We start from the raw sequence: 26157 nt of genomic DNA, 5'->3' as shown, positions 1-26157 counted from the left end.
AGATTGTATAAGAGACAGGGGTGCTCCGGCGCGCTGGGTGGCGGGGATGGTGGCGGATGCGGTCACTTCGGATTCCTCCTGGTTGGTTGCCGCTTCGGCGGCGGGGTCGGTGTATGTCTCGGTGATGGTGGTGGTGGTCTGGGTGCCGGTCGAGGTCTCGACGGTCTGCGAGTCGTAGACCCGCGTCCAGGTGTTGCCCTCGGAATCGGTGTAGGTGTCGTCGGTGTGCGACTGGGCGACGGTGTCGCCGGTGGTCTCGTCGTCGGTCTCCTCGGGGTCGGGGGTGTCGGCGGCGAGGACCATGGCGGACGGGAATGCGCCGCGCTCGACGAGCGCACCGCCGGAGACGGGGACGCGTGTGGCCTTGCCGTTCTTGATGCCGCCGCGCCACTCGCCGGAGAGTCGGCGGCGCTTGCCGTGCGGGTCGCGGGCGTCTGCGAGCGCCCGGTCACCGGCGGGGGTGCGGCCGATGGCGAAGGACGCCATGACTCCGGCGGCCTCGATCCAGAGGCGGGTCGCGCGGCCGACCGGTGCGTAGCGGTCGTGATCGGTGTTGAGGGTGACGACGGACGGGTCGGCGGGGAGTTCGACGGCGGATGCGTCCACTTCGAACTGGCCGACGTTGGTGCGGCCTCGTTCTCCGAACGGGATGAGGAGGCCGGTGATGGTGCGGTCGTCGGCGGAGGCGAGCACCTCCCCGCCCTCAATCTCGATGTCGATTTCGTGCATGTGGTTAGTCCTCACTGGTCGGTGTGGTGGTGGGGTTGGGCGCGGCGAAGAGTTCGGTCAGGTCGCCGCGGATGGACTTGCCGGAGGGGACGATGTCGTCGAGGGACATGCGGGCCTCCCAGGCGAGGAGCATCCGGCGTGCGGGTCCGTAGTCCCAGACCTCGGAGCGGGCCGCGCCGTTCTCTCCGACGCCCTGGTAGCGCATCTCAGTGCCGCCGCCGGAGCCGCCCTGCCGGACGCCTTCGATCATCGAAGCCGGGAGGGACGTGTGGTTGGCGATGTCGAGGCGGACGGCGTTGCGGCCGGACTCGTAGAGGTTCGTCTCGACGGACGCGCCGGGCAGGTCGACGTCCATGGCGTCCTTCGGGAGGAGGCCGGTGGAGTTCTTCCGGCGGCCGTCGTTCCACTCGTCGCGGACCTGAGCGCGCTGTTCCTTCGAGTACTTGAAGTACAGGTCGTCGCGGATGCGAAGGACGGTGAGCGGGATGGGGTTTTCGAGGCGGTTGAGGTAGGCCTCCTCGATCTTCCGGGCCTGGTTCAGGGTGTCGCGGCCGTCGACGAGGAGACCGTTCTCGCCGTAGCCGAGGGGCACGGCGACGAGGTAGGTCTTGTACTTGTCGTCGACGAGGTCGAAGTCACAGTGCACGTCGCCGTTGTCGTCGGTGTACCAGAGGCCGAACGGGATGTGGAGGCAGTCGGCGTCGGGGTCCTCAGCGGGCTTGGCGGTGAACCCGAAGCACGCCCAGCCGTAGAAGAACCAGTCGGACGCGGCGCCGAAGGAGCGGTGGTAGGGCGAGACGCCAGAGTCCGAGGTGGTGAGCCATCGCGGCTGATCCGTGGTGCGGGCGGCGGATTCCATCTGGAAGAACGGGATACCGGCGAACTGCGCGCACACGATGCCGTGCGCGCGCTTGACGCCGGGGACCTTGAGCGCGACCTCGCGGGTAAGCGGCTGGTCCGCGCCGCCACCGGCGAGGCCCTTGAGCGCGTCGGCGGTGAACGTGTCGAGCGAGGTCTGGGGCGACCAGGGCGATGTGAACGGAGCCGCGACGGCGGAGGGCGTGTCGTACCGGTCGCTGATCTTCTTCTTGAAAAGTCCCACGTTTCACACCCTCGATCCGGGTTCGGACGATAGAGGGGGTGTCGCGTTCGCGACACCCCGTACGGCGCGTGAGCGGCGCGCGTCGCGCTGTCGGTAGTCGCCGGGGTGTTCGCGTTCTTCGTGGCCGCACGCGGCGTCGAACGCCTCGTCGCGGTGGAACCGCATGGCGGTCCACCACGGGTGTTCCTCGCAGTGGACGACGATGTCGGACGGGGACTCGTCGAGGCGGATGGGGCTGGTGGATTCGGGACCGGGCATGAGGGTCTCCTATTCGGCGAAGTCGAACAGGTCGTCGGGGTCGACGAGTTCGGGGATGCTGTCGAGGAACTGGAGGGCGAGCGTCGCGGCCTCCAGAGGGGTGATGTCGGCGTCGGCCTGGTCCTTCGGCCGGCCGATTCCGAACCCGCCGTACGTGCCGATGGCGCGCTTGGTTGCGATGGCGGCGGCCGCGTCCATGCGCTCTTGCGGCCAGTGCGCAAGTTCGCCGTTGTCGAGGGCCTTGAGGAGTTTCGTCGCGCCCTGGCGCACGTCGATGGTCTTTGCCGCGACGAGTTCCGGGCGGGGCATGGCCTTCTCCAGTTCCGCGACCTCGACGGCCACGGCCTGGGAGGCGGTGTCGTAGTGGATCGGGACCTCGTGAGTGCGGGCGAGGAGGAGCACGGATTGCCAGAACCCCTTGGTGCCCTGCTGGTGATGGAGGAGGCCGATCGCGGTACGGGTCTCGCGTTCCGCGCCGTCCTGGTCCAGGGCGACGGCGACGAGGTCGAGCGGCTCCAGGACGTGCCGCCACGCGACGGACACCGACGCCCACAGGCCGTCAGGGTGGATCGCGATGGCGAGAGCGAACCGGCCGGGGTTCTCGGGGAGACGGCCGGGCACGAGGGTCTTGGCCCAGAGGTCGGGCTTGATGAGGGTCGTCGCGGTCCCCTCGTCTCCGAAGATGCCGAGGTACTCGAAGATGAACTTGTGGCGCGGCTGGAGTCGGAAGTTCCGTTCGACGGCCTCCAGGCTCGTGAGGTTGCCGATGCCGGGGTGGTGCTTGAGGATGAGCGCGCGGACGTTCGCGCGCGGGTTCTGCTCGGTCGGTTCCCAGTCCGCGAGTTCCTCCTCGCTTGTCGAGTCGGGGGCGTTGTAGCGGAGGATGCCCGCGCCGAGTGCGGCGGCTTTGACGAACAGGACTTCGTAGAGGAGGTTCCCGGTGCGGACCTTGTCGGCCGTCCCGGCGATGATGAACTGGCCATCGGTGGTGTCGAGGGTCGGCGGGATTGCGGCGAGGAGGTCCTCGGTCATCTCGGGCTTGGCGCGGCCGGACTCGTCGATGAACACCTCGTCGTAGGCGGAGCCTCGGAAGTTGTCACCGATGGGCGCGTGGACCGAGAACACGGAGCGGTTGGGGAACCGGAGAGCCTCCGAACCGGCTTGGCGCACGACCTTGACCGGGCGCGTCTTGGGATCGGGGTAGGCCGACTCGATGATGTCGAGGACCTCGTGCCCGAACTTCTCGCGAGCCTTGAGGCCGGTGGTGGCGAGGGTGAACGCGGAGTTGCGTCGCGGCCGGGACGCGCACCGGCCGATGATGACGGCGAGGATCGTGGCCGTCTTGGTCGAGCGTCGCGGCATCATCACGGCGTCGATGGTGTGTCCGGCGGCGAGCATGTCAACGACCAGGAGTTGCTGGGGCTTCGGGTCCTGGGGCTCGCCGTCGCGGTCGACGAGTAGACCCATGAGCCGCATCCCCGTGAGGTACTCGCGCCGGTCACGCTCGGTGGTCACGAGGTCCGTGACCTCGTCGGGATCGAGGGCCGTGGCGCGGTGCGCGATCCACGCGGCTTCGTCCATGAGCCAGTGCTCTTCCAACTCGGGGAAAAACACGCCTGTAGAGCCGAAGGCGGGGGTTGCTTTGATGCTCATAAAAAGATCCGATGATCAGGGGTTTGTTACCACGACAGGGAGCCGGGCGAGACGGTCGAGGTCGGCGGGCGGCGGGCCTTGGCCTCGCGCTGTCGCGCCGCGCCGAGGCGGCCGCCGTCCGCTCGGTTGCCGATGCACCGCGCCGTCTTGTAGCGGTGCTCGGGTGCGAGGTTGTCCAGGCCAGGCCCGCCGTTCGGGTCGATGTGTCCCACGTCGAAGCGCTGTTCCTGGTCGATGAGGTGGCCGCACCTCCAGCACGTCACGTCGGCACCGGCTCGACGCTTGGCCGCGACCTGCGCCCGGATGATGCGGGCGTTCTTGAGGTACTCGGGGTCGCGATGCTTGGCTGTCACTGCCGGACCACTCCGTGGACGGCGTCCATGCACGGGCCGGTGTGCTCGTAGGGTCGAGTGCACACACACCAGCCCTCACCCTCGTGCCAGAGACTGGCGCACGAGTTGTCGAGGATGACCAGGGCGTCAGCACGCGCGAGGGCATCCCAGTGCTTGACCACCTCGGCGTCGATTGCTCGGTTTCGTCGGCGCTCGCGGATGCCGATGACGAGCCAGACGGCGACGATGATGGCGAGGGTGATGAGCGCGGCGGGCGTCTCGATGTTGTCAACCACGGGGACCACGTCCCGCCTCGGAGCGAATGAGGGCGAGGAGACTGGCGGACCCGTAGACGTCTGCGATCATCTTGCGTCCCGCGTCGACGAACGCCCATGCCGCATCGAGGTACTCGGTGCCATCCTCGACGAGTCGGGTTCGTGCGCGGTCGAGGGTGTCAGCGATGCCGAGGAGGTCGTTCATCTTGAGCCGGTCACCCTCGGCATTGGCGCGCACGGCTCGGGTTCGGGCGGTGTCGACGAGGTCGGTGAGCGCGTCGACGGCGGGCTTCGTGGTCTGGGCTTCGGTGAGGGTCATGTCCGTTCCTTGGGCTGGTAGGTGGGGCCGAGGAGTTCGCGTATCTCTGCGACTGTCGGCCGGGTGATGGGGTCTCTCTCGTTGCGTCCGTCTGATCGGTGATGACCGCATGTACACCAGCCGGATTCGAGGTATCGGTGGTCGTCCATCTCGTCCTGCTTCGGTGGTGAATGGTTGAGAGACTTCTAGCCCCCTCCGCGAACGGAAGGGACTAGGGATCGTGCTTCGGCGGAGCCAGGCATCGATGCCCCTAGGCGCGTCTCTCGAATCGCGCTACTGACAGGCATTGAGACGGGGCCTTCTAGCAGGCCGCCCGGTCGTACCACTTACCGGCCCACCCCGTCTCTCGTGGGCGCTGGTGGTTCGCTGTTCGGCTCAGCGGGTCTCACGGCCCTTGCTGGGCGGTGGATGCCGACTCAATCGGCGCGTGTGTGGTTATCCGAGGGCGCTCCCCACGGGGAGCGATGGTGGTGGTCGGCCGGTGTGTCGCACTCGCTACGCCTTTCGCTGTCGTCGCGCACGAGATATCGTGCGTCGTGACATACGAAACAGGCTTGGCATGATTGCGCACGGTATTTCGTGCGGCGTGACGCTAAAGTCTCGCGTCGCGCAGTAGACTCCTGGCATGGCAGATCACGAACTTGTGAGCATCGTGGAGGCGGGCGGGATACCCGCCTCTACGTACTCCGGCCGCAAGCGCACGACGGAAGTCGACTTGATCGGCTATTGCGCCTGCGGATGGAACTCGCAGGGAGTTATCGGAACGCGGGCCGTGCGTCGTGCACACGCTCGCCACGTAGCGGAGGTAGCAGATGTCACTCTTGAACGAGCAGTTGACCGTGGGCGAGAGAATGGCCCGGGCGCGTCGTTTCGCCGGTCTTGAGCAGGTAGAGATGGCTGAGCACCTCGGACGCAACCGCAACACGATCAGCGCATGGGAGCGCGGCGTCAATGAGCCACCGTTCTCGGCGGTGGTGACATGGGCACGCCTGACGGGTCAGCCTGTCGAGTGGTTTGCGGGCGTTAACGCAGAAACGGCCCCCGCTAGTGCGGGAGCCGTTTCAACTGATGTGCGCCTCGAGGGACTCGAACCCCCAACCTTCTGATCCGTAGTCAGATGCTCTATCCATTGAGCTAGAGGCGCTTCCTGCCCGCTCAGCGGGCCGTTGAATAGCCTACAACAGACCTCAGAGGAAAGCGAAATCGGGGCGCGTTTCGTCTCGCTTCGCTCGCTCAACGACCGGGAACGCGAACAAACGGGCGCTCGTTCGACGGCCGGGAACACGAACAAACGGGCGCTCGCTCAACGACCGGGAACGCGAAACGACGGGTGCTCGGTCAACGACCGGGGAACACGAACAAACGGGTGCTCGCTCAACGACCGGGGAACACGAAACGACGGGTGCTCGCTCGGCGTCGGGGCTCAGCCCGCCTTCGCGCCCTTCTTCGACGACTCTTTCTCCGCCGCGTTCTCGCGCTTCTTACGCCGCTTCTCGCGCGCACGCTGCTCGGACGACAGCGCCTGCAGATCGACGAGCCGCAGCGCCTGCATCCGCGCCTCGCGCATGCGCTCGTAGTCGGGATCCTGATCCGGACGCATCCCCTCGACCCGCAGCCGTCGGTCGAGGTTGTGACGCACGTCCGACCATGCCGCCTCGCGCGCCTCCTCGACGATCACCCGCAGTTCCTCAGGGTCCTCCATCATGGCGCGCAGCTTCGCCGCCACACCGTGCGACTGCCTCGCCCGCCGCCGGAGATTGCGCACGTCGCGATCGCGATAGTCGTGGGTCCCCGACGGATCGGAGTGACGACCGCGCGCACGCTTGCGCAGCGCCGCAAGGTTCTTCTCCGCCTGCTCGGACTCCTCGGCCATGGCTTTGAGAGCCTCGCGGGCGTCTGCCTGATACTTCTCCATGTCGAAGACGCCGTCCTCGGCGATCGTGCCGACGAGGATGTGATTCTTCACCGCCAAGCGCGCGGCGGAGGTCGCGATCGCAACGCCTTCGGCGATGGCATCCGCAGTTCGTCCCACCGCAACCTCCTCGCCTTCGAGAATACCGGTTCCCTCCGACACGCTGGTCGGTGAGAATGGTCCGGGATCGGGTTCGCTCCCGCCTTCGATGATGCACAGCGGCGCCGGAAGCGCGCCAGGAGGAGGACGCATGCGACGTCTCGATCTCACCCGGGGAACGACCGTCATCACGGGCGCCGCGAGCGGCATGGGCGCCGAGATCGCGAGCCAGCTGGCAACTCGAGGAGCATCGCTCGCCCTCGTCGATCGCGACGCCGACGCGCTGATCCGCATTCGGGATGGCCTGGGGACCTCCGCCGTCACCACTCACGTCGTCGACCTGCGCGACGACGACGCGGTGCTCGCGACGTGCGCCGAGATCACCGCCGCCCACCCCCGTCTCGTGTCGCTCATCACGTGCGCAGGATCGTCGATGCTGGGAACCCTCGAGCAGCTCACCATGGAGGAGATGCGCTGGCTCACCGACGTCAACCTCTGGGGCACGGTCTCGATCACCAAGGCGCTGCTGCCCGCCCTGAAGGCCGCGGATGCCGCGCACATCACTCACCTCGCGAGCGTCTACGCGCTGGCCGCACCCGCCGGCCGCATTCCGTACTCGCTCAGCAAGTTCGCGGTGCGCGGCTTCTCCGAAGCCCTGCGCCACGAGCTCGAGGGCACGTCGGTCACGGTGGGCGCCGTGTACCCGGCCGGAGTGCGCACCGGGATCATCCTGCACGGACGCTACGCCGCGGCGATCGAACCCGCCGTGGCCGCGCGTGCCGCCTCGGCGCAGGCCGCGATGTACCACACCGAGCCGACGGATGCCGCGGCCACGATCATCCGCGCCGCCGAGCGGCGCCGGGCCAGGACCATGGTCGGCCGGGAGGCCCGACTGATCGACGTGCTCGTGCGCCTCACCCCGGCGCACTACTGGCGCGTGATGCGTCGGCCGCTGCGCGCAGCGACCGACACCACCACACCGCTCAGCTGACCGAGGACTGCGGCGCCGCTGTGCGGAAGCGCCGCAGCCGCAGACTGTTGAGCACCACGAACACACTCGAGAACGCCATCGCCGCACCCGCGAGCATCGGGTTGAGCATCCCCAGCGCCGCCAGCGGCAGAGCCGCCACGTTATACGCCAGCGCCCAGAACAGGTTGCCCTTGATCGTGCCGAGCGTCCGCCGCGAGAGCCGGATCGCGTCGACCGCGCCCCACAGGTCTCCGCGGACGAGCGTGAGATCCGCCGCTTCGATCGCCGCATCCGTGCCCGTGCCCATCGCGATCCCGAGATCGGACTGCGCAAGCGCCGCCGCATCGTTGACGCCGTCGCCGATCATGGCGACGACGCCGCCCTCGCGCTGCAGTGCCGTGATCTCGGCCACCTTCTCCTCAGGCAGCACCCCCGCACGCACCCGCTCGATGCCGACCTGCGCCGCGACCTGACGCGCCGCCCTCTCATTGTCACCCGTCAACAGCACCGGCGTCAGGCCGAGCCCGCGCAACGCGGCGATCGCGGCAGCGCTCGTCGGCTTCACTCGGTCGGCGACCACGACGACACCTCGCACCGCCCCGTCCCAGGCGACAGCGACCGCCGTGCGGGCCGCGTCCTCAGCAGCGTCGAACGCCTGGGCCAGCTCCGCCGGCATGGGCAGCGCCCAGTCCTCGAGCAGTGACGGCCGCCCCGCGATCACCGCATGCCCGCCGACGGTTCCCGTCACGCCCCTCCCCTGCACGGCCCGGAAGTCCTCGACCCCGTCGACCGCTCCGAGCTCTTCGAGCGCACCGCGCACGATCGCCTGCCCGACGGGGTGTTCGGATGCCTCTTCGACGGCGGCCGTGAGGCGCAGCACCTCCGCCCGGTCCTCGCCCGGAGCGGGAATCACCTCGACCAGCGTCATCCGTCCCGTCGTCACCGTGCCGGTCTTGTCGAGCACGACGGTGTCGACCCGACGCGTGGACTCGAGCACCTCGGGGCCCTTGATCAGCACGCCCAGCTGCGCGCCGCGTCCCGTACCGACGAGCAGAGCCATGGGAGTCGCGAGGCCCAGTGCACAGGGGCAGGCGATGATGAGCACCGCGACCGCGGCGGTGAAGGCCGCGGCGACTCCGCCGCCCGCGAGCAGCCACACCCCCAGGGTCGCCGCCGCGAGGACGAACACGATCGGCACGAACACCGACGACAGGCGGTCGGCGAGCCTCTGAGCCTGAGCCTTACCGGATTGCGCATCCTCGACGAGCTGCGCCATCCGGGCGAGCTGCGTGTCTGCACCGACCCGGGTGGCGGTGACGAGCAGACGCCCGGCACCGTTCACCGTCGCGCCGACCACCGCGTCCCCCGCACTGACCTCGACCGGCACCGATTCCCCGGTGAGCATCGAGGAGTCGATGGCGGATGCTCCGTCGAGCACGACCCCGTCCGTCGCGATCTTCTCGCCCGGGCGCACCACGAAGACGTCACCGACGACCAGTCGACCCAGGGGCAGACGCGTCTCGACGCCGTGGCGCAGGACGGAGACGTCCTTCGCGCCGAGCTCTCCCAGAGCGCGCAGAGCCGCACCGGCACGCCGCTTCGAGCGCTGCTCGAGGAAACGTCCGAGGAGGAGGAACATCGTCACACCAGCGGCGACCTCGAGATAGATGCTGCCGAGGCCGTCGCCGCGCTCGATCGTGAACCGGAACGGGTGGGTCATGCCCCACATGCCCGCTGTTCCGAAGAAGAGCGCGTAGAGCGACCAGAGGAAGGCGGCCGAGACCCCCACGGAGATGAGAGTGTCCATCGTCGCGGCGCCGTGCCGGGCGTTCACCCACGCGGCGCGGTGGAACGGCCAGGCGGCCCAGAGCACGACCGGGGTGGCCAGCACGAGCGACGCCCACTGCCACCCGGGGAACTGCAGCGGCTCGGCCATCGCGAGCACGATCACCGGCAGTGCGAGGACCACCGCGACGATGAGTCGGAGGCGCAGTCGGCTGTACGCGGGATCAGCGGTCTCCTCGGCGTCGTCCTTCGGCAGCTCGGCGGTATACCCGGTGCGGACGACCTCGGCGATCAGGTCATCCAGATCCACACCCTGATCAGCCTCGACGTGCGCCTTCTCGGTGGCGTAGTTGACGGAGGCCGTGACCCCGTCGAGACGATTGAGCCTCTTCTCGATGCGCGCCGCGCACGATGCGCACGTCATGCCTCCGATCTCGAGATCGTAGGTGCTCGCAGTACTGGACATGGCCCGCTCCTCAGGCGCGGACGGCGCTGTAACCGGCCTCATCGACGGCCGCCAGAACGGTGGCGTCGTCGATGACGGCATCGGAGGTGATCACGAGCTCCCCCGAGGCCGCGCTGACGTCGATGGCGGTCACACCGTCGAGCTTGGCGACCTCTGCGCGCACCGAGCCCTCGCAGTGGCTGCAGGTCATCCCGGTGACGGCGTAAGTGGTGATGGTCATGTCGCGTCCTTTCGTCAGCCCCGTGAGGGGAATACCCCCATGGGGTATCTGATCGATCACAACCATACGCCTGTCGGACCTATTCCCGCAAAAGGATCAGATCGCGAGAGAGGCATCGAGTCGACGGGCGGCAGCCCGCTGACCAGCGGCGAGATGTGCGGGGATCAGCACTCGCAGCGCGTCGACATCGCGCCGCTCCACCGCCTCGAAGATGCGACGATGCTCCTCGGCCATGCCGATCAGGTCATCGTGCTGGCCGAAGAGCCAGCGCAGCCGGGTGACGAAGACCTCGATCAGCTCGTTCAGCATGGCGTTGCCGGCCAACCGGGACGCGACCTCGTGGAAGTCGGATGCCGCGATGCGCGCGGCGTCCTCCTCGCGGGCTTCCGCGGCTGCCTGCTCGCGGACGAGCACCTCGCGCAGCTGCTCGAGACCGGCCTCATCGTGCCGTTGGGCCGCGAAGACGAAGATCAGCGTCTCGATCGCCTCGCGCACCTCGCCGAACTCCTGGATGTCCCGATGCGTGAACTCGCGCACCACCGCCCAGGTGCGGGGACGCGAGACCACGATCCCCTCGGCGGCCAGCGTGCGGATCGCCTCGCGGACCGGCAGACGCGAGACCTGCAGCTCGGCGGCGATGTCGCGCTCCACGAGACGGGAACCGGGCCGACGCCGACCGAGGATGATGTCCTCGCGCAGCACACTGGTCACCCGCACCGACTCCAGTACGCCGGCGGTCTCCGCCTCCGTCATGACCCCGATTCTGCCATTGATCTGGTCATTGAGCACCGCCTGGGTCGCCCGACCCCGCCCCCGGGGTCGCTGAAGCCACCCCTGGGTCGCTGAAGCCTCCCCTGGGTCGCTGAGCCTGCCGAAGCGAGGACCGCGGCCCGTCGACGATCTCAGCGACCCGGGCCAGTGAACTCAGGGCAGACGGTTCGCGATCGCGAGGTTGGCCGCCAGCTCCTCGGCATTCTGGCGCACCACATAGGCGGGCCGGTCGCGCTCGACCCGCCACGACTCGCTGAGCGGACCGACATTGACGGTGTCGAATCCGATCTCGTCGTAGAAGCGGGTCACGAAGTCCACCGCGTCGGCGTCATCGCCGGCGGTGGCCAGCGCGCGACGATCGGGAGTTCCCGCCGGCGACCCCGTCGTGGTGATGTCGGCCGCGCCGATGTGGTTGAACGCCTTGACGACCTTCGAGGTCGGCAGATGCTGCTGCAGCAGCTCGGACGTGGTCGTCTCGCCGCGGTCGAGCGCCTCGATGTGCCCGTCGCGCTCGAAGTAGTAGTTGTTCGTGTCGAGCACGATCTTGCCGGCGAGCGGCTCGACGGGGATCCGGTCGAGCGCGTGCAGCGGCACGGTGACGACCACGACTTCCCCGGCTGCTCCCGCCTCCGCCGGCGTCGCCGCGGTCGCTCGCGGTCCGAGCTCCGCGACGAGGTCCGCGAGCGTCTCCGGACCGCGCGAATTCGCGATCACGACGTCGTACCCGTGGGCGACCGCGGCGCGCGCGACCTGGCTGCCGATGTGTCCTGCACCGATGATTCCGAGAGTTGTCATGCTGGGGGCAACCACTGAGCCTCCGCGGTATTCCCCGGCTCAGAGATCGACGTAATACGACTCCTCGACCCGTCGATAGCCGAGGCTCTCGTAGAGCTCGATGGCCGCCGCGTTGAAGCCGAAGACGTGCAGTCCGACCGACTCGGCAGCGAATGCCGAGGCCTCGCGCTCCGCCGCCAGCATGAGAGCTCGCCCGTAACCGCGCCGCCGATGCGGCTCGGCGACCTCGATGTCGAGCACGAAGGCGTGCGGCCGGTCGTCGCGCAGCCGAGCCCCGAGCCACAGGAAACCGACCTCCTCGTCGTCCACGGTCGCCACGAAGAACGACTGGCCTGCCGTCTCGAGGCCGTCCGGCAGCTCAAGCACGATCTGCCGATGCGACTCCGCGACGGCCTGGGCACGCGAGTAGCGACCGGACGCGACGAGGTCGTCGGCGAACGCCCGCTCAGAATGATCGGCGAAGCGCACGAAGCGCTCCGGGGTCATCGCGGAGACCCGCACCCGCTCATCCGTCGCTCGCACCGGCACGGGGTCGAGCAGCATCTGGATCGACGCGAGCCCGAACCCGCGACCGGCGACCAACGCGTGTCCTGCCGCATCCGTCGGATGCAATGCCAGCGCGATACTCGTGGCACCGTCGACCCGCGCGATCTCCTCGATCAGCGGGAACAGGTCGCCTGCCGTGGCTGCGGGCACGTCCACGTCGAGCACGAACGTCTTCCCTGCGACGCCCACGAGCCAGATCGTGCCCTGCACACCACCGTCGACCGAGACCTCGATCACCCTCGACAGCGCCCGTCGGTCGTCCGCGTCCAGCTGGCCGAGCACGCGATCGACGTGCTCGGCGGCATCCGCTCCCGGCCGCAGCCCCGCAGCATCCTCCTTCGCGATCAGACGATCGCGGGCCGCGGCCCGCCACTCGCCGAGGCGGTCCGGCGGCAGGGTCGTGAGTTCGAGGGCCATGTCTCCATCCTGCGGGCAACGCCTGCGGCTGCCAACCCGTGCGGCTCAGCTCTTGGCGAGCGCGTCCTCGGCGGCGACCCAGGCGAGCATGGCGCACTTCACCCTGGCGACGTACTTCGAGACGCCACCGAGCGCGGCAGCATCCCCCAGCAGATCCTCGTCGGGAAGGATCTTGCCCCGCGAACGCATCGCCTCGCGGAACGACGCGATGCGGGCCTCGAGGTCGTCGACCGCCAGCCCCTCAGCGAGAACCGCGAGCATCGACGCGGACGCCTGCGAGATCGCGCAGCCGTGACCTTCCCAGGCGAGCGCCTCGACCGTGCCATCGGCCGCACGGTGCACCTGCAGGGTGATCTCATCGCCGCAGGTCGGGTTCAGCTGGTGGGACTGAGCTCGGACCTCGTCGCGCAGCCCGTAGCCGTGCGGCGTGCGCGAATGGTCGAGTACGAGCTCCTGGTACAGGTTCTGCAGGTCGCTCATGCGCCCCTCCGGAAGAAGTCGATGGCGCCCGAGACGCCGGCGATCACGGCGTCGATCTCGTCATCGGTCGTGTAAAGATAGGTGCTCGCTCGCGTCGACGAGGTGATGCCGAGCCGGCGATGCAGCGGTTGGGCGCAGTGGTGCCCGACGCGCACGGCGATGCCGAGGTCGTCGAGGAACTGACCGAGATCGTGTGAGTGGATGCCGTCGACGTCGAAGCTCGCAAGTCCGACGCGCGGCAGACCGATGCCGGCTCCCAGCACGCGGACGCCGTCGATCGCACCGAGCCCTTCGACCAGGCGCGCGCCGAAAGCGGCCTCATGCGCGGCGATGCGCGCCATGCCGATGCCGTCGAGGTAGTCGATCGCCGCGGCGAGCGCGATGGCCTGCGACACGCGCTGGGTGCCCGCCTCGAAGCGCTGGGGCGGCGGCAGATACGCGGCCTCGGTCGTGGTGACCGTCGTGATCATCGACCCGCCGGTGAGGAAAGGCGGCATGACCTGCAGCAGTTCGCGCCGGCCGTAGAGCGCGCCGATGCCGGTCGGGCCGAGCATCTTGTGCCCCGAGAGCACCGCGAAGTCGACGTCGAGCGCCTTCACGTCGAGCGGCAGGTGCGGAGCGGACTGGCAGGCGTCGAGCAGCACGAGGGCCCCGCGCGAGCGCGCGAGCGCGATCAGCTCGGCGACCGGGTTGATCACGCCGAGCACGTTCGAGACGTGCGTGACCGCGAGCAGCTTCGTCCGGTCGGTGATCAGCTGCGCCGCGACGTCGAGCCGCAGCGCGCCGTGATCGTCGAGCGGGATGACCTCGAGCGTGGCCCCCGTGCGCGCAGCGAGTTCCTGCCACGGGATGAGATTGGCGTGGTGCTCCATCTCGGTGGTGACGATCTCGTCACCCTCGCGGAGGCGCACGGGCTCGGCATCCGCTCCCCCTCGTCCGAGCGAGGCGTTCGACATCGAGTAGGCGACGAGGTTGATGGCCTCGGTCGCGTTCGACGTCCAGACGATCTCGTCATCGCGTGCGCCGATGAACCGGGCGACCCGCGCGCGGGCGTCTTCGAACAACTCGGTGGCCTCGGCGGCGAGCGTGTGCGCGCCGCGATGCACGGCGGAGTTCATGGTGCTCGCGAACTCGCGTTCGGCGTCGAGCACTGCGAACGGCCGCTGCGAGGTCGCCCCCGAATCCAGATAGGCCAGAGGGTGCCCGTTCACCTTGGACTGCAGGATGGGGAAGTCACGACGGATGCTCTGCACCTCGTCGTCGCTCAGCGGGGTGGCGGGCGCAGTGCTCATCCCTCTAGCTTCTCATCCACCAAGGGTGCCGGGGCCCTTCGGCAGGCTCAGGGACCCACTGCCCCTGGGTCGCTGAGCCTGCCGAAGCGTCCGGACTAGGGACCCACTGCCCCTGGGTCGCTGAGCCTGCCGAAGCGCCCGGACTAGGGGCCGACGATCACGGCCGACTCCGAGGCGACCTCCACGCGCCCGTCGACGAGCTGCACCTCGGCTGTCGACAGCAACAGCCGGTCGGACTCCGCGACGTCGAAGGAGACGGGCTCGGCCGAGAGGTTCACGAGCACGGTCAGATCACCGCGCTCGATCCGATAGACACGGACGTCGGGGGCGATGTCCGTCCCGGACGCGCTGACCTGCAGCGTCACCCGGGTGGACGTCATGTCGGGATCGGTCAGCTCCGGCCTCTCCCGGCGCAGGCGCGTCAGCGCCCGGTAGAGGTCGGCGAGACGCGCGTGCGCGGGTCTTTCGAGCTCGCTCCAATCCAGGTGCGAGCGGCGAAAGGTCTCGGGATCCTGCGGGTCGGGGACCCTCGCGGGGTCCCACCCCATGCGGGCGAACTCCGCGATGCGGCCCTCGGCCGTCGCCTTTCCGAGTTCCGGCTCGGGGTGCGAGGTGAAGAACTGCCAGGGCGTCGACGCTCCCCACTCCTCGCCCATGAACAGCATCGGGGTGCCGGGCGCGGTGAGCGTCAGCACGGCCGCGACGGCCAGTCTCCGCTCCGACAGCGTCTCGGAGAGCCGGTCACCGGCCGCGCGGTTACCGATCTGATCGTGGTCCTGGGCGAAGGTCACCAGGCGCCAGGCCGGCACGGCCTCGGGGATCGGCCGCCCGTGCGGGCGTCCGCGGAACGACGAGAACGTCCCGTCGTGGAAGAAGCCGCCCTGCGAGACCTTCGCCACGGCATCCGCTGCCGCGAAGTCCTCGTAATACCCCGTGGTCTCCCCGGTGAGCGCGACGTGCACGGCGTGATGCCAGTCATCGGACCACTGCGCGGTGAGCCCGTATCCGCCCGCCTCGCGCGGCAGGATCAGCGTCGGATCATTGAGGTCCGACTCGGCGATCAGACTGAGAGGCCGGTTCTGCTGCGCCGAGAGCGCATCGGCGTGCTCGGCGAGCTCCTGCAGGATGTGCACCGGCTGCTCATCGCGCAACGCGTGCACCGCGTCGAGCCGCAGACCGTCGACATGCATGTCGCGCAGCCACATGAGCGCGTTGTCGATGATGTAGTCGCGCACCGGACGCTGGTCGAGATCGACCGAGTCGCCCCAGGTGTTGCGGTCGGCGTCGCGCAGGTACGGCCCGAACTCGGGCAGGTAGTTGCCCGAGGGGCCGAGATGGTTGTAGACCACGTCCTGGATCACCGCGAGTCCTCGACGGTGGGCGGCATCCACGAACCGCTGGTAGGCGGCCGGTCCGCCGTACTGCTCGTGCACGGCGTACCAGAGCACCCCGTCGTAGCCCCAGTTCCACTGCCCGTTGAACGCGTTGACCGGCAGCAGCTCGATATGGGTGACTCCGAGCCCGACGAGGTGGTCGAGCGTCGCGATCGCGGAGTCGAGCGTGCCCTCCGAGGTGAAGGTGCCGATGTGCAGCTCGTAGATCACCGCACCGGCGAGCTGCCGCCCCGTCCAGTCCGCGTCCGTCCAGGCGAAGGTCGACGGGTCGAACACGGCCGAAGGGCCGTGCACGCCCTCCGGCTGCCGCCGCGATCGAGGGTCCGGACGCAGCTCGTCACGGTCGTCGAGGAGGAATCCATAGCGGTCGCCGTCGGCGAGGACGACATCACTCCCCCACCACCCGTCGGCGAGCGCGACGAGATCGGTCACGTCGCGTGTCGCACCGGCATCCGTCAGCCGCCGGATCCTCACACGCTGCGCCCGCGGCGCCCACACCTCGATCATCGTTCCTCCACCAACAGGGCCACCGGGTACTCGTCCAACAGGTCGGCAAGGCGCGCCGCCCCCGGAGGGACCCGCCGCCCGGTGAGCAGATCCGTCGCGGAGACGTCGGGACGCATGAGGATCGTGTCGCCCCATCCGCCGCGACGCGACAGGCCGACGGGAAGCCGCGTCGCGACGACCGTCACCCCTCCGCGGTCGACCGCGATCGCATGCTCGGCCGCCTCGCCCTCGACGTCGGCGCCGCGATGGACGGCGAACAGCTCGGGGTTGTCACGGCGCAGACGCAGAGCCCTCGACACGACGAGGAGCTTGGCGAGACCCGTGTCGTCGATCGCGGGACGGATGCCGCGAGCGACATCGGCGTCGAGCTGTCGCAACAGTGCCGCACGCTCGGCGAAGTCCACCGGGCGACGGTTGTCGGGGTCGACGAGCGAGAGGTCCCACAGCTCGCTGCCCTGGTAGACGTCGGGGACGCCGGGTGCGGTGAGCTGCAGCAGCTTGGCCGAGAGCGAGTTCGAGCGCCCGGCGTCGATGATCTCGGCGACGAACCCCTCGATCGTGTCGTGAGCCGCACCGTTCGCCGCCTCGGCGATCGCCTCGACGCCCTTCTCGAACTCGGCATCCGGATGCTGCCACCCCGTGCCTTCCGCCGCCTCGCGCGCGGCCTTCAGCCCGTAGGCGCGCAGCCTCTCAGTGGAGATCGGCCAGGCGCCGACGGCGGCCTGCCACAGCAGCGCGTCGAGGGGTCCGTGTCCGGTCGTGGCGATCGCCCGGAGCTCGCCGAGCACCTGCTCCCAGCGTTCGGGTACCTCCGCGAGCACGCTGAGTCGAGCGCGGACGTCCTCCGAGCGCTTCGTGTCGTGCGTCGACAGGGTCGTCATGGTGTGCGGCCAGGCGGCCAGTCTGTCTTGCTGCGCGGCATGGAACTCCGCGACCGTGAGCGCCGCGATCGACGGGTCACCGCCCACCTCGGTGAGCGTGCCCAGTCGGGTGCAGCGGTAGAACGCGGTGTCCTCGACACCCTTCGCCATGACCGCACCGGTGACCTGCGAGAAGCGTTCGGCGACCTCGAGCGCGGCATCGCCGAGGAGCGGTGCGAGCTCGGCGATCGACGAGGCGAGGTCGGGCCGGCGACGCGTCGCCTCGACGAGCGCGTGCTCGAGGTGCTCGCGTCCTGCGGGCAGATACGACCGGTAGACGGGGAAACACGCGACGAGCTCGGCAAGCGCGTCTTCGGCGTCGACGATCCCGAAGGGCAGGGCATGCACGAGGCGGCGCACCTCGGACCGCAGGATGGTGTCCGCCACCAGGCGCTTGGTGGTGTGGATGAGGTCGTGCCACCGCAGGGCTTCCGGAAGCCCTGTCTGTGCTCGCAGCCGCGCGTCCAGCTCGTCCAGCGCCGCGACTCCGCGTTCATCGACGAGCACCCGGTCGAACTCGCCCAGCGCGTCATAACCGGTGGTGCCGTCGGTACGCCACCAGTCGGGCAGACGCTCGCCCGGCTCGAGGATCTTCTCGACGAGCGTGTAGGCGCCGCCCGTGGCATCCGCCAGCGCCTCCAGATACGCACCGGGGTCCGCCAGTCCGTCGGGATGGTCGACCCGCAGACCGTCGGCGAGGCCCGAGGTGATCCACCGCGCGATCTCGCGGTGCGACCCGGCGAAGACGTCGGCGAGCTCCACGCGGATACCGGCGAGCTCGGACACCGCGAAGAAGCGCCGGTAGTTCAACTCGGTGTTCTGGTCCTCCCAGTACCGCAGCTCGTAGTGCTGCGCCGCGAGCAGAGCCGGCAGGTCGTCGGCGAGCTCCGAGGTGCCGGGAGCGAGCGGGAGGACATGCTCGAAGTACGACAGCGTGCCGTCCGGCGCGTCATCCTGCGGGGTCGGGTCGACGGAGAGGTGCCCTTCGGCGAGCACCTCCTCGAGCGGCGCTCCGAGGATCGGCAGCCGGACGGTCCCGTCGCCGCGCCGCGCATCGATATCGAAGGCGATCGCGTGACGTGACGAGCGGCCGAGACGGAGAGCATCCCACCACCACTGATTCGCCCGCGGCACGGCGACGCCCATGTGGTTGGGGACGATGTCGACGAGGATGCCGAGTCCCGCGCTGCGTGCGGCCGCGGCGAACCGGTCGAGCCCGTCTTCTCCGCCTCTGGCCGGGTCGACCCGCGAGTGGTCGACGACGTCGTAGCCGTGATCCGAACCGGGGGTGGGGACCAGCAGCGGTGACAGGTAGGCCCAGCTCGCGCCGAGCTCAGCGAGATAGCCGGTGATCTCGGCCGCGCTGTCGAGCGGGAAGCGCGGGCTGATCTGCAGGCGGTACGTCGACAGCGGTCGTCTGGTCATCGGCCCTCCTCGGGGTCGGACTCGGGAACCGACTCGGACTCGGGGTCCGGCGCGGGCTCGGTGGCGGCGGATCGTTCCGCCTGATCGCTCTGCGCACGCAGCGACGCCTCGACCGAGTCGTCGACCTCGACCTCAGCCGCGTCGCATTCGCGGAGCACGATCAGGGAGCGCTCGGACATGTGCACGTTCGCGCCAGGGCGGATCGTGGTCTTCTCGTCGACCTCGCCCGAGGTGTCGACCACGACCTCCCACTCGACCTCGTGGCCGTCGTCGGGAACCGAGATGTCGATCGGCTCGTCGCCGCTGTGGAAGTACACGAGGAAGTTCACGTCGGTGACCGGCCTGCCCCGTACGTCCTTCTCGGGGATGCCATGGCCGTTGAGGAACATGCCGACCGTGCGGCCGAATCCCGATCCCCAGTCCTCCGGTGCCATCTGCTGGCCGTCGGGCCGCAGCCACACCACGTCCGGCAGCCGGCCGCCGTCTTCGCCGCGCACCGGCCGGCCGTCGAAGAACCGGCTGCGTCGGAACGCGGGATGCTCCCGCCGCAGGCGCGCGACGGCGGACGTGAACTCGATCAGGGGCAGGTCGGCCGTCTCCCAATCGATCCAGGTGATCTCGTCGTCCTGCGCATAGCCGTTGTTGTTGCCGCTCTGGGTGCGGCCGAGCTCGTCACCGTGCGAGATCATCGGTACTCCCTGCGAGAGCAGGAGCGTCGCCAGGAAGTTCCGCTGCTGGCGTGCGCGACGACGGTTCACCTCGGTGTCGGCCGTCGGCCCCTCGACGCCCATGTTGTCGGAGCGATTGTGGGATTCGCCGTCGGCGTTGTCCTCGCCGTTCGCCTCGTTGTGCTTCTCGGCGTACGACACGAGGTCGCGGAGCGTGAAGCCGTCGTGGGCGGTGACGAAGTTGATCGAGGCGACGGGGCGGCGACCCGAGTGCTCGTACAGGTCGGCCGAGCCGGTGAGGCGAGAGGCGAACTCACCGAGCGACTGCGGCTCGCCGCGCCAGAAGTCCCGTACCGTGTCGCGGTACTTGCCGTTCCACTCGCTCCACTGCGGCGGGAAGTTGCCGACCTGGTACCCGCCGGGTCCGACATCCCAGGGCTCGGCGATGAGCTTCACCTGCGAGACGATCGGGTCCTGCTGCACGAGCTCGAAGAACGCCGCCAAGCGATCGACGTCGTAGAACTCCCGCGCCAGTGTCGATGCCAGGTCGAAGCGGAATCCGTCGACGTGCATCTCGGTCACCCAGTAGCGCAGCGAGTCCATGATCAGTTGCAGGGCATGCGGGCTTCCGGCGTTGAGGCTGTTCCCCGTGCCGGTGTAGTCGGTGTAGTAGCGGCGGTCCTCTTCGAGGCGGTAGTACGCCTCGTTGTCGATGCCGCGCATCGAGAGCATCGGGCCCATGTGGTTGCCCTCGGCGGTGTGGTTGTAGACCACGTCGAGGATCACCTCGATGCCCGCCGCGTGCAGCGTGCGGACCATCGCCTTGAACTCCTGCACCTGCTGCCCGTGCTCGCCGATCGCGGCGTACTCGTTGTGCGGGGCGAAGAACGCGAGGGTGTTGTAGCCCCAGTAGTTCGACAGGCCCTTCTCCTCGAGCACCGAGTCGTGCACGAACTGGTGCACGGGCATCAACTCGATCGCCGTGATTCCGAGACGCTGCAGGTGCTCGATCACCGCGGGGTGCGCGACGCCGGCGTACGTGCCGCGCATCTCTTCGGGGATCTCCGGATGCCGGTTGGTGAGGCCCTTCACGTGAGCCTCGTAGATCACGGTCTGCGCGTACGGGGTCTTCAGTTGGCGGTCGCCGCTCCACTCGAAGAAGGGGTTGATGACGACGCCCTTGGCCATGGCGGCGGCGGAGTCCTCGTCATTGCGAGAGTCGGGGTCGCCGAACGTGTAGCCGAAGAGCGGCTGACCCCAGTCGATGTGCCCGGAGACCGCTTTGGCATAGGGGTCGAGGAGCAGCTTGTTGGCGTTGAACCGCTTGCCGGTCGACGGCTCGTACGGCCCGTGCACCCGGTAGCCGTACAGCTGGCCCGGCTGGATCGTGGGGAGGTAGCCGTGCCACACGAAGGCGTCGACCTCGGTGAGATCGACGCGCGTCTCGGCGCCGTCCTCGTCGAACAGGCACAGCTCGACGCGTTCGGCGCCCTCGCTGAAGAGCGCGAAGTTCGTGCCCTGTCCGTCGTAGGACGCTCCGAGGGGGTAGGGGGTGCCCGGCCAGATCTCCAGTGTCATGCCTGGATCATAGGGGGCCGGGATGACACCGAGATCTCACGGACGACCTCGACCGCACGATGGAAGTCGTGAACCTGGGCGACCTCGTGCGCGAGGGGATACGGGTGACCGACATAGCAGACGAAGACCGGCGGCACCGCTTCGACGTAACCGACCGGGCCGTCATCATGGACGGCGTAGCGGTCGAGATCGACGCGTTCGTAGCGCACTTCCGTCGTCGCTGCGGCGGGCGCCGTCGCGGTCTCGAGGTCGTGCCGCTCGGAGCCGTGCGCGGTGCGGAATGATGCGGTCATGATGGCTCCTGTTCTCGATGTGTGGCATCGACACTAGGAATCAATTCCGAAATGCAGAACGGCATTGCCCTGGGATACATCGAGGTGCTAGCGATGTCGGCGCACCCGGAATAACCTGAACCGCATTCAGCGTTAGATATATGCGGACGCATACGAATACGCCCGACACCCACGAGGAACGAGGAGTGGTCACCATGACCAGGTTCGACAGCAAGACAGCGATCGTCACCGGCGGAGGCAGCGGCATCGGCGCCGAGATCGCCCGTCAACTGGCGGCGCAGGGCGCGTCCGTCGTCGTCACCGACATCAAGCTCGACGCGGCGCAGGCTGTGGTCGACGAGATCGTCGCCGCGGGCGGAAAGGCGTCGGCCTTCGCGCAGAACACCGCCAAGTGGGAGGACTCGAAGGCCGCGGTCGAGTTCGCACGGCAGACCTACGGCGCGCTCCACCTCGCCGTCAACAACGCCGGCATCGGCGCGGCACCGCAGAACATCGGCGACTACGACATCGAAGCCTGGGACCGCGTCCGCGCCGTCGACCTCGACGGCGTGTTCTACGGCCTGAAGTTCCAGCTCCCCGCGATCGTGGCCGCCGGCGGCGGTGCCGTGGTGAACATGGCCTCGGTGCTCGGCTCGGTGGGCATCGCCCAGAACGCCGCGTACGTCGCCAGCAAGCACGCACTCGTCGGTCTGACCAAGGTCGCGGCGCTCGAGTACACCGCGCAGGGCGTGCGCACTAACGCCGTCGGCCCCGGCTTCATCGACACGCCGCTCGTGCGCGCCAGCCTCTCCCCCGATGCGCTCTCAGCCCTCGAGGGCGAGCACGCAGCGAAGCGTCTCGGCACCGATGCCGAGGTCGCCGCCCTCACGCTGTTCCTGCTCAGCGACGAGGCCTCCTTCATCTCCGGCAGTTACCACCTCGTCGACGGCGGCTACTCCGCGCACTGAGCGCGCGGCCGGCTGTCCCGGCCTTCCCCGCGCGATGATGGATCAGAAACGCCTCCCGGATGCCGCCCGCGGAGGCATTTCTGATCCATCACCCGTCGGCGAGGAAGCCGGGCTACATCCGGGCGTAGCGCGAGCGGGCGATGCAGAACACGCCGTAGACGATGAGTCCGACAGCGACCGCCCAGAGCACGAGCTCTCCCCAGGGCAGCGAGAGCAGACTGCGGAGTCCCGCATCGAGCCCGGCGGCCTTCTCCGGGTCCTGCGTCACGGCGGCGACGACGAACAGCATGCCGGTGACGACGATCGCCACGCCCTTCGCGAGATAGCCGACGCTCCCGAGCGCGACGAGCCCCGCACGTCCGGGACCGTTCGGTAGATCCATGGTCTTCTCGAACGCACGGGAGAAGGCACCGACGACGAAGCCGCCGCCGACGGCGATCACCGCGAGACCGACGATGACGAGCAGCAAGACCCCTCCCGGAGCGGCGAGCACACGTGCGCTCAGCGTGCGCGACGTCGACTCCGACTCGATATGACCGCCGACGGCGAAGACGACCGCCAGGCCCGCGACGGCCAGATAGGCGACCGTGATGCCCACCGCCTTGGCCCGTTGCCCCCACTTCCTCGCCTCACCGGGCGCGACGATCAGCAGGGCGCTGACGATCTGCCATACGGCCAGTGCGACCAGCCCTGCCGCGATCGTGGCGAGCACAAGCCCTCCGATCGGGGTCTCCCGGATCTTCTCCATCGCGCCGTCCTGGTCGGCGTCTCCGCCCCCGCCGGTCGCGACCGAGATCGCGATCGACCCCAGCACGATGTGCACGATTCCGAGGACGACGAAGCCCGCGCGTGCGATGCGCCGGAACACGGTCGAGTCCTTCGCCGTCCGCGCCGCCTGCTTCGCCGTGCCCATGATCGGAGCCTAGCCAGGTTCCCCTCATCGGCGGAGGGACTTGACGGGCGTGCTTCGTCTCGCTCCGCTCGCTCAGCAACCGGGGCTCCGCTCGCTCAGCAACCGGGGCTCCGCTCGCTCAGCAACCGGGGCTCCGCTCGCTCAGCAACCGGGGCGCCGTGCGTCCGACAACCAGAGCGTCGCTCACTCCGCGACCCGGGAGTGACCCGCGTCAGGAGTCGACGCGGGCGACCGGCTGGCGCAGGATCGTCCGCAGCTTCGACGGGTCGGTGCGACGCCGGTCGCTGAGATAGATCTCATGGTGACGGCCGGTCATCACGAGACCGTTCTCGGGCACGAACCGACGGTGCAGATCCTCGAGCACGGGTCCCTCGTCGTCGAAGGGGCCGACGTGCAGCGTCTGCACGCACAGCCCTTCCGACAGTCGCTCGAGGCGCACCTCGGACAGCACGGGGGACGGCTCCTTCTTGCGGGATGCGGCGGCGACGGCATCCGCGAACATCTCATCGTCGACATGATCGGGGACCATGATCATGAGCGTCCACAGCCAGTCGCCCTTGTTCCTCCTCGTGGTGAACGAGTCCATGTCCGGCGCATGCCACAGTCCTTCGAGCGGCATGACGACGGTGTCGATGCCCTGCCTCTCTCGGCTCGCGAACTTCAGCGCGTAGGCGATCGGATACAGCGCCGTGACGGCATCAGTGAAGCGCGTGGCGCTGTTCGGATCACCCGAGCCGTCGATCATCAGGTACTGCAGGGGCGGCACCTCGACGAGTCGCAGCACGCCGCGCTTCGCCTGATACGCATCGAGGGTCTTCTTGAGATCGATCGCCACGCGCACAGTGTCGCACGGTGCTCAGACATCGGCACCCCGCCGTCCGACCGGCGCGAAGAGGCGAGGAGCTCGACCGGTCTCAGGTCGGCTCGACCGCGAGCCACAGCTCGCACGAGGCGTGCGTGCCGGTGAACTCCAGGTAGCGGACGATCGACGGCCCCGGACGCAGTCGCCATGGCTGCGACGGGAACCACTCGGTGGCCGTCGCCGCCCACAGCGACTGCAGCGTCTCCGGGAACGGACCGTTCGCCGTGAACACCGCCCATGCGCCGGCGTCAACGGTCATGACTTCGAGATCGGCGGGCACATCGCTCGACGGCCGCACAGAGACTCCGTGCAGATACGTCAGCATCGTGCCCTCCGGCGCATCGGGGTCGACGTCGCCGGTGACCGCGAGGATGCCGGCAGGCTCGGCGTCGCCGAGCCTCTTGAGCCTGAGGTGCTCCTCGGGCGCGATGCTTGCGATGTGCTCCTGGATGCGCGGATTCACCCCCTCGTGGATCAGCGGGGCCTCGATGGCGTGGCCGATGAGGACGAGTTCGGGCAGCGATGTGATGGTGACGTCCATGGGGATCCTCCCTTCGACGCTCAGGCGGAACCGGAGCGCGGGTTGTGTGCGGAGAGGTCCCCCCTGTCGGCGCGCGTCCATCGGACTGATGCCGTGCACGGCACGGAATGCCCGCCCGAACGCCTCGAGCGAGCCGTAGCCGTGACGGACGGCGACGTCGAGGACGTTCGGAGCGCCGGCGACGATCTCGGCGCCGGCCAGCGACATGCGGCGCCGACGGATGTATTCCGAGAGCGGCATACCTGCCAGCGACGAGAACAGCCGTCGCAGGTGGTACTCGGTCGTCCCGTGCCGCCGGGCGAACGCGGCGACGTCGAGTCCCTCGGCGCCCTCGCGTTCGATCACATCGACCAGTTCGTTGAGCGTTCCGATCATGAGGTTCCTCCTTTCCCCACCATCGTGCGTTCACGCCTCCTCATCGCACCCGATCATCCTGGCCCGATGCGATCGGGAGGACCACGATGCGACGAAGATCGGGCCGGGCGGGGAATCAGACCGGGCCGCGGATCAGGCCGGGTGCGAGATCAGCTCGGCGAAGGCGAGCTCCGCAGCGCCGATGAGCAGTCGGTCGGCCCCGAGCGCAGCTGGGCGAATGTCCAGTTCCTCGGCACTCTCGGTCATCGCGAGAGCTGTGACGGCATCCGCGATCTCGTCGCGCCGCAGGTCGCCCAGGATCGCGAGGAATCCGCCGAGCACGACGACGGCGGGGTTGAGGACGTTGATGGCGTTCGCCAGCGCGCTCGCCAGCACGTGCGCCTGGCGCGACAGCTCGGCCGCGACCTGCGAGGACTCGGATGCCGTCAGTGCGGCGGCCAGCTCGGCGTCGTCGACGGCATCGAGCTCGACCGCGTCGAGCAGCAGGCGTCGACTGACCTCGGCCTCGAGCACGCCGTCGGCGGTGCGGCGGTCCGCCTCGTCGCTGATGCGGGGGCGGTTCTGACCGAACTCCCCGGCGTAACCGCCGGCTCCTGCGACAGGACTCCCGTGGATGATCAGCCCGCCGCCGATGCCGGATGCTCCACCGTTGAGGTAGATGACGTCGTCGATGCCGATGCCCGCCCCGTAGCGGTGCTCGGCGAGAGCGCCGAGGCTCGCGTCGTTGTCGACCGCCGTGTCGACGCCGGTGGCTGCGGCGACCAGTTCGGCGAATGGCACATCGCGCCAACCGAGATGCGGGGCGTTGCGCACGACACCGTCGGATGCGCGGACGAGGCCGGGCACCGCGATGCCGATCGAGACGATCCTGGCTTCCGCGAGAGCATCCGCCCGCCACTCGTCGATCGTGCGTCCGACGAGTTCCACCACGTCGCCCGGCCCGGGGACGCCGTCGTTGACGATACGGGTGCGCACACGGATGCTGCGATCCAGCCCCACCGCGGCGAGCTCGACGGCATCGACCTCGGGATTCACCGCGATCGCCACGACATCGGCGGATGCCGTCACGACGGGCGATGGGCGGCCCACACGCCCGGGGGTCTCAGGAAGGGATTCATCGACGAGCCCGAGGCGGGTGAGCTCACCGACGAGGTCGGCGATCGTGGAGCGGTTGAGTCCTGTCGCCTCGGTGAGTGCCGCACGCGACAGGGCTCCGTCCTCGTGGACGAGCCGCAGGATGCGCGCGAGATTGTGCGGGCGGGTTCCCTGGGCGGGACTGGGAGTCGACAGCATCCCTCCAATGTAGGGGGTGG

General features: G+C 68.9%; 26 protein-coding genes and 1 tRNA gene. 3 read left to right on the top strand and 24 right to left on the bottom strand.

Annotated features, from left to right (window positions below; translation table 11 throughout):
* The 7 genes from ACI3KS_RS09715 to ACI3KS_RS09685 form a co-directional block, all read right to left on the bottom strand.
* On the bottom strand, positions 1-729 hold a 729-nt coding region (locus ACI3KS_RS09715), incomplete at its 3' end, for a hypothetical protein (protein ID WP_404917661.1).
* A 4-nt stretch (positions 730-733) separates the two neighbouring features.
* A complete protein-coding gene (locus ACI3KS_RS09710; protein WP_404917659.1) occupies positions 734-1831 on the bottom strand; it encodes a hypothetical protein in 1098 nt (365 codons plus the stop codon).
* Between the two features lie 3 nt (positions 1832-1834).
* Positions 1835-2089, bottom strand: coding sequence for a hypothetical protein (locus tag ACI3KS_RS09705; protein WP_404917657.1), 255 nt, complete (start codon positions 2087-2089; stop codon positions 1835-1837).
* 9 nt (positions 2090-2098) lie between these two features.
* A complete protein-coding gene (locus tag ACI3KS_RS09700) occupies positions 2099-3742 on the bottom strand; it encodes a hypothetical protein (RefSeq protein WP_404917655.1) in 1644 nt (547 codons plus the stop codon).
* A 26-nt stretch (positions 3743-3768) separates the two neighbouring features.
* Positions 3769-4095 (bottom strand): hypothetical protein, encoded by a 327-nt coding sequence (locus ACI3KS_RS09695; protein WP_404917653.1) that lies wholly within the window; start codon positions 4093-4095, stop codon positions 3769-3771.
* Positions 4092-4370 carry a hypothetical protein gene (locus tag ACI3KS_RS09690; protein ID WP_404917651.1) on the bottom strand — a complete coding sequence of 93 codons (279 nt, stop codon included), beginning with the start codon at positions 4368-4370 and terminating at the stop codon, positions 4092-4094. Before ACI3KS_RS09690 ends, ACI3KS_RS09695 begins: the two co-directional genes overlap by 4 nt.
* Positions 4363-4668: a hypothetical protein gene (locus ACI3KS_RS09685; RefSeq protein WP_404917649.1), complete on the bottom strand. Its 306-nt coding sequence runs from the start codon at positions 4666-4668 to the stop codon at positions 4363-4365. Before ACI3KS_RS09685 ends, ACI3KS_RS09690 begins: the two co-directional genes overlap by 8 nt.
* An 812-nt stretch (positions 4669-5480) precedes the next feature.
* On the opposite strand from ACI3KS_RS09685, the gene ACI3KS_RS09680 reads away from it, so the two are divergent.
* Positions 5481-5774, top strand: coding sequence for a helix-turn-helix transcriptional regulator (locus ACI3KS_RS09680; RefSeq protein ID WP_404917647.1), 294 nt, complete (start codon positions 5481-5483; stop codon positions 5772-5774).
* On the opposite strand, the gene ACI3KS_RS09675 is transcribed toward ACI3KS_RS09680, so the two are convergent.
* Both ACI3KS_RS09675 and ACI3KS_RS09670 read right to left on the bottom strand, forming a co-directional pair.
* Positions 5740-5812: transfer RNA gene (locus tag ACI3KS_RS09675), tRNA-Arg, on the bottom strand. The two genes, ACI3KS_RS09680 and ACI3KS_RS09675, sit on opposite strands and share 35 nt — an antisense overlap.
* A gap of 279 nt (positions 5813-6091) precedes the next feature.
* Entirely contained in the window at positions 6092-6700 is a 609-nt protein-coding gene (locus ACI3KS_RS09670; protein ID WP_404917645.1) for an asparagine synthase, read from the bottom strand.
* A gap of 130 nt (positions 6701-6830) precedes the next feature.
* On the opposite strand from ACI3KS_RS09670, the gene ACI3KS_RS09665 reads away from it, so the two are divergent.
* Positions 6831-7670 carry an SDR family NAD(P)-dependent oxidoreductase gene (locus tag ACI3KS_RS09665; RefSeq protein WP_404917643.1) on the top strand — a complete coding sequence of 280 codons (840 nt, stop codon included), beginning with the start codon at positions 6831-6833 and terminating at the stop codon, positions 7668-7670.
* Here the strand turns inward: ACI3KS_RS09665 and ACI3KS_RS09660 are convergent.
* The 11 genes from ACI3KS_RS09660 to ACI3KS_RS09610 all read right to left on the bottom strand — a co-directional run bounded on the left by ACI3KS_RS09660 (position 7663) and on the right by ACI3KS_RS09610 (position 21206).
* Positions 7663-9900 carry a heavy metal translocating P-type ATPase gene (locus ACI3KS_RS09660; protein ID WP_404917641.1) on the bottom strand — a complete coding sequence of 746 codons (2238 nt, stop codon included), beginning with the start codon at positions 9898-9900 and terminating at the stop codon, positions 7663-7665. The genes ACI3KS_RS09665 and ACI3KS_RS09660 overlap by 8 nt on opposite strands.
* 10 nt (positions 9901-9910) lie before the next feature.
* On the bottom strand, positions 9911-10120 hold the full coding sequence (locus ACI3KS_RS09655) for a heavy-metal-associated domain-containing protein (RefSeq protein ID WP_404917639.1): 210 nt from the start codon (positions 10118-10120) through the stop codon (positions 9911-9913).
* A 96-nt stretch (positions 10121-10216) separates the two neighbouring features.
* Positions 10217-10873: a GntR family transcriptional regulator gene (locus ACI3KS_RS09650; RefSeq protein ID WP_404917637.1), complete on the bottom strand. Its 657-nt coding sequence runs from the start codon at positions 10871-10873 to the stop codon at positions 10217-10219.
* 171 nt (positions 10874-11044) lie between these two features.
* Entirely contained in the window at positions 11045-11686 is a 642-nt protein-coding gene (locus ACI3KS_RS09645; protein ID WP_404917635.1) for an NADPH-dependent F420 reductase, read from the bottom strand.
* 39 nt (positions 11687-11725) lie between these two features.
* Positions 11726-12649, bottom strand: coding sequence for a GNAT family N-acetyltransferase (locus tag ACI3KS_RS09640; protein WP_404917633.1), 924 nt, complete (start codon positions 12647-12649; stop codon positions 11726-11728).
* A 45-nt stretch (positions 12650-12694) separates the two neighbouring features.
* Positions 12695-13129 carry a Fe-S cluster assembly sulfur transfer protein SufU gene (sufU, locus tag ACI3KS_RS09635; protein ID WP_404917631.1) on the bottom strand — a complete coding sequence of 145 codons (435 nt, stop codon included), beginning with the start codon at positions 13127-13129 and terminating at the stop codon, positions 12695-12697.
* Positions 13126-14421 (bottom strand): cysteine desulfurase, encoded by a 1296-nt coding sequence (locus tag ACI3KS_RS09630; protein WP_404917629.1) that lies wholly within the window; start codon positions 14419-14421, stop codon positions 13126-13128. Before ACI3KS_RS09630 ends, sufU begins: the two co-directional genes overlap by 4 nt.
* Positions 14422-14564: 143 nt before the next feature.
* The gene (gene treZ / locus ACI3KS_RS09625; protein WP_404917627.1) at positions 14565-16322 is read right to left on the bottom strand and encodes a malto-oligosyltrehalose trehalohydrolase; all 1758 of its coding nucleotides are present in this window, start codon (positions 16320-16322) and stop codon (positions 14565-14567) included.
* On the bottom strand, positions 16319-18667 hold the full coding sequence (gene treY / locus ACI3KS_RS09620; protein WP_404917625.1) for a malto-oligosyltrehalose synthase: 2349 nt from the start codon (positions 18665-18667) through the stop codon (positions 16319-16321). Before treY ends, treZ begins: the two co-directional genes overlap by 4 nt.
* On the bottom strand, positions 18664-20907 hold the full coding sequence (gene glgX / locus ACI3KS_RS09615) for a glycogen debranching protein GlgX (protein ID WP_404917665.1): 2244 nt from the start codon (positions 20905-20907) through the stop codon (positions 18664-18666). The genes treY and glgX overlap by 4 nt, the downstream gene beginning before the upstream one ends.
* Before the next feature lie 2 nt (positions 20908-20909).
* Positions 20910-21206: a hypothetical protein gene (locus tag ACI3KS_RS09610; RefSeq protein WP_404917623.1), complete on the bottom strand. Its 297-nt coding sequence runs from the start codon at positions 21204-21206 to the stop codon at positions 20910-20912.
* Between the two features lie 194 nt (positions 21207-21400).
* Between ACI3KS_RS09610 and ACI3KS_RS09605 the strand changes: the two genes are divergently transcribed.
* A complete protein-coding gene (locus ACI3KS_RS09605) occupies positions 21401-22153 on the top strand; it encodes an SDR family NAD(P)-dependent oxidoreductase (RefSeq protein ID WP_404917621.1) in 753 nt (250 codons plus the stop codon).
* A gap of 112 nt (positions 22154-22265) precedes the next feature.
* On the opposite strand, the gene ACI3KS_RS09600 is transcribed toward ACI3KS_RS09605, so the two are convergent.
* The 4 genes from ACI3KS_RS09600 to ACI3KS_RS09585 form a co-directional block, all read right to left on the bottom strand.
* A complete protein-coding gene (locus tag ACI3KS_RS09600; protein WP_404917619.1) occupies positions 22266-23066 on the bottom strand; it encodes a DUF1206 domain-containing protein in 801 nt (266 codons plus the stop codon).
* Between the two features lie 211 nt (positions 23067-23277).
* Complete coding sequence (locus tag ACI3KS_RS09595; RefSeq protein ID WP_404917617.1) at positions 23278-23901, bottom strand: GyrI-like domain-containing protein; 624 nt, start codon at positions 23899-23901, stop codon at positions 23278-23280.
* Between the two features lie 79 nt (positions 23902-23980).
* A complete protein-coding gene (locus ACI3KS_RS09590; protein WP_404917615.1) occupies positions 23981-24844 on the bottom strand; it encodes a GyrI-like domain-containing protein in 864 nt (287 codons plus the stop codon).
* 132 nt (positions 24845-24976) lie between these two features.
* The gene (locus tag ACI3KS_RS09585) at positions 24977-26137 is read right to left on the bottom strand and encodes an ROK family protein (protein ID WP_404917613.1); all 1161 of its coding nucleotides are present in this window, start codon (positions 26135-26137) and stop codon (positions 24977-24979) included.
* Positions 26138-26157: the final 20 nt, after the last annotated feature.

Origin of the sequence: Microbacterium sp. ZW T5_45 (genome assembly GCF_044987415.1) — a bacterium.
Classification (GTDB): domain Bacteria; phylum Actinomycetota; class Actinomycetes; order Actinomycetales; family Microbacteriaceae; genus Microbacterium.
Note: the sequence above shows the minus strand (reverse complement) of the source record. Positions and strands in the feature narration are given on the sequence as shown.

Excerpts from the sequence above, each read along its gene's own strand:
- ACI3KS_RS09640 (WP_404917633.1), bottom strand. The coding sequence starts at position 12,649 with ATGGCCCTCGAACTCACGACCCTGCCGCCGGACCGCCTCGGCGAGTGG.
- ACI3KS_RS09685 (WP_404917649.1), bottom strand. The coding sequence starts at position 4,668 with ATGACCCTCACCGAAGCCCAGACCACGAAGCCCGCCGTCGACGCGCTC.
- ACI3KS_RS09650 (WP_404917637.1), bottom strand. The coding sequence starts at position 10,873 with ATGACGGAGGCGGAGACCGCCGGCGTACTGGAGTCGGTGCGGGTGACC.
- ACI3KS_RS09630 (WP_404917629.1), bottom strand. The coding sequence starts at position 14,421 with ATGAGCACTGCGCCCGCCACCCCGCTGAGCGACGACGAGGTGCAGAGC.
- ACI3KS_RS09655 (WP_404917639.1), bottom strand. The coding sequence starts at position 10,120 with ATGACCATCACCACTTACGCCGTCACCGGGATGACCTGCAGCCACTGC.
- ACI3KS_RS09705 (WP_404917657.1), bottom strand. The coding sequence starts at position 2,089 with ATGCCCGGTCCCGAATCCACCAGCCCCATCCGCCTCGACGAGTCCCCG.
- treZ (WP_404917627.1), bottom strand. The coding sequence starts at position 16,322 with ATGATCGAGGTGTGGGCGCCGCGGGCGCAGCGTGTGAGGATCCGGCGG.
- ACI3KS_RS09590 (WP_404917615.1), bottom strand. The coding sequence starts at position 24,844 with ATGATCGGAACGCTCAACGAACTGGTCGATGTGATCGAACGCGAGGGC.
- sufU (WP_404917631.1), bottom strand. The coding sequence starts at position 13,129 with ATGAGCGACCTGCAGAACCTGTACCAGGAGCTCGTACTCGACCATTCG.
- ACI3KS_RS09700 (WP_404917655.1), bottom strand. The coding sequence starts at position 3,742 with ATGAGCATCAAAGCAACCCCCGCCTTCGGCTCTACAGGCGTGTTTTTC.
- ACI3KS_RS09680 (WP_404917647.1), top strand. The coding sequence starts at position 5,481 with ATGTCACTCTTGAACGAGCAGTTGACCGTGGGCGAGAGAATGGCCCGG.
- ACI3KS_RS09610 (WP_404917623.1), bottom strand. The coding sequence starts at position 21,206 with ATGACCGCATCATTCCGCACCGCGCACGGCTCCGAGCGGCACGACCTC.
- ACI3KS_RS09585 (WP_404917613.1), bottom strand. The coding sequence starts at position 26,137 with ATGCTGTCGACTCCCAGTCCCGCCCAGGGAACCCGCCCGCACAATCTC.
- ACI3KS_RS09600 (WP_404917619.1), bottom strand. The coding sequence starts at position 23,066 with ATGGGCACGGCGAAGCAGGCGGCGCGGACGGCGAAGGACTCGACCGTG.
- treY (WP_404917625.1), bottom strand. The coding sequence starts at position 18,667 with ATGACCAGACGACCGCTGTCGACGTACCGCCTGCAGATCAGCCCGCGC.
- ACI3KS_RS09665 (WP_404917643.1), top strand. The coding sequence starts at position 6,831 with ATGCGACGTCTCGATCTCACCCGGGGAACGACCGTCATCACGGGCGCC.
- ACI3KS_RS09645 (WP_404917635.1), bottom strand. The coding sequence starts at position 11,686 with ATGACAACTCTCGGAATCATCGGTGCAGGACACATCGGCAGCCAGGTC.
- ACI3KS_RS09660 (WP_404917641.1), bottom strand. The coding sequence starts at position 9,900 with ATGTCCAGTACTGCGAGCACCTACGATCTCGAGATCGGAGGCATGACG.
- ACI3KS_RS09605 (WP_404917621.1), top strand. The coding sequence starts at position 21,401 with ATGACCAGGTTCGACAGCAAGACAGCGATCGTCACCGGCGGAGGCAGC.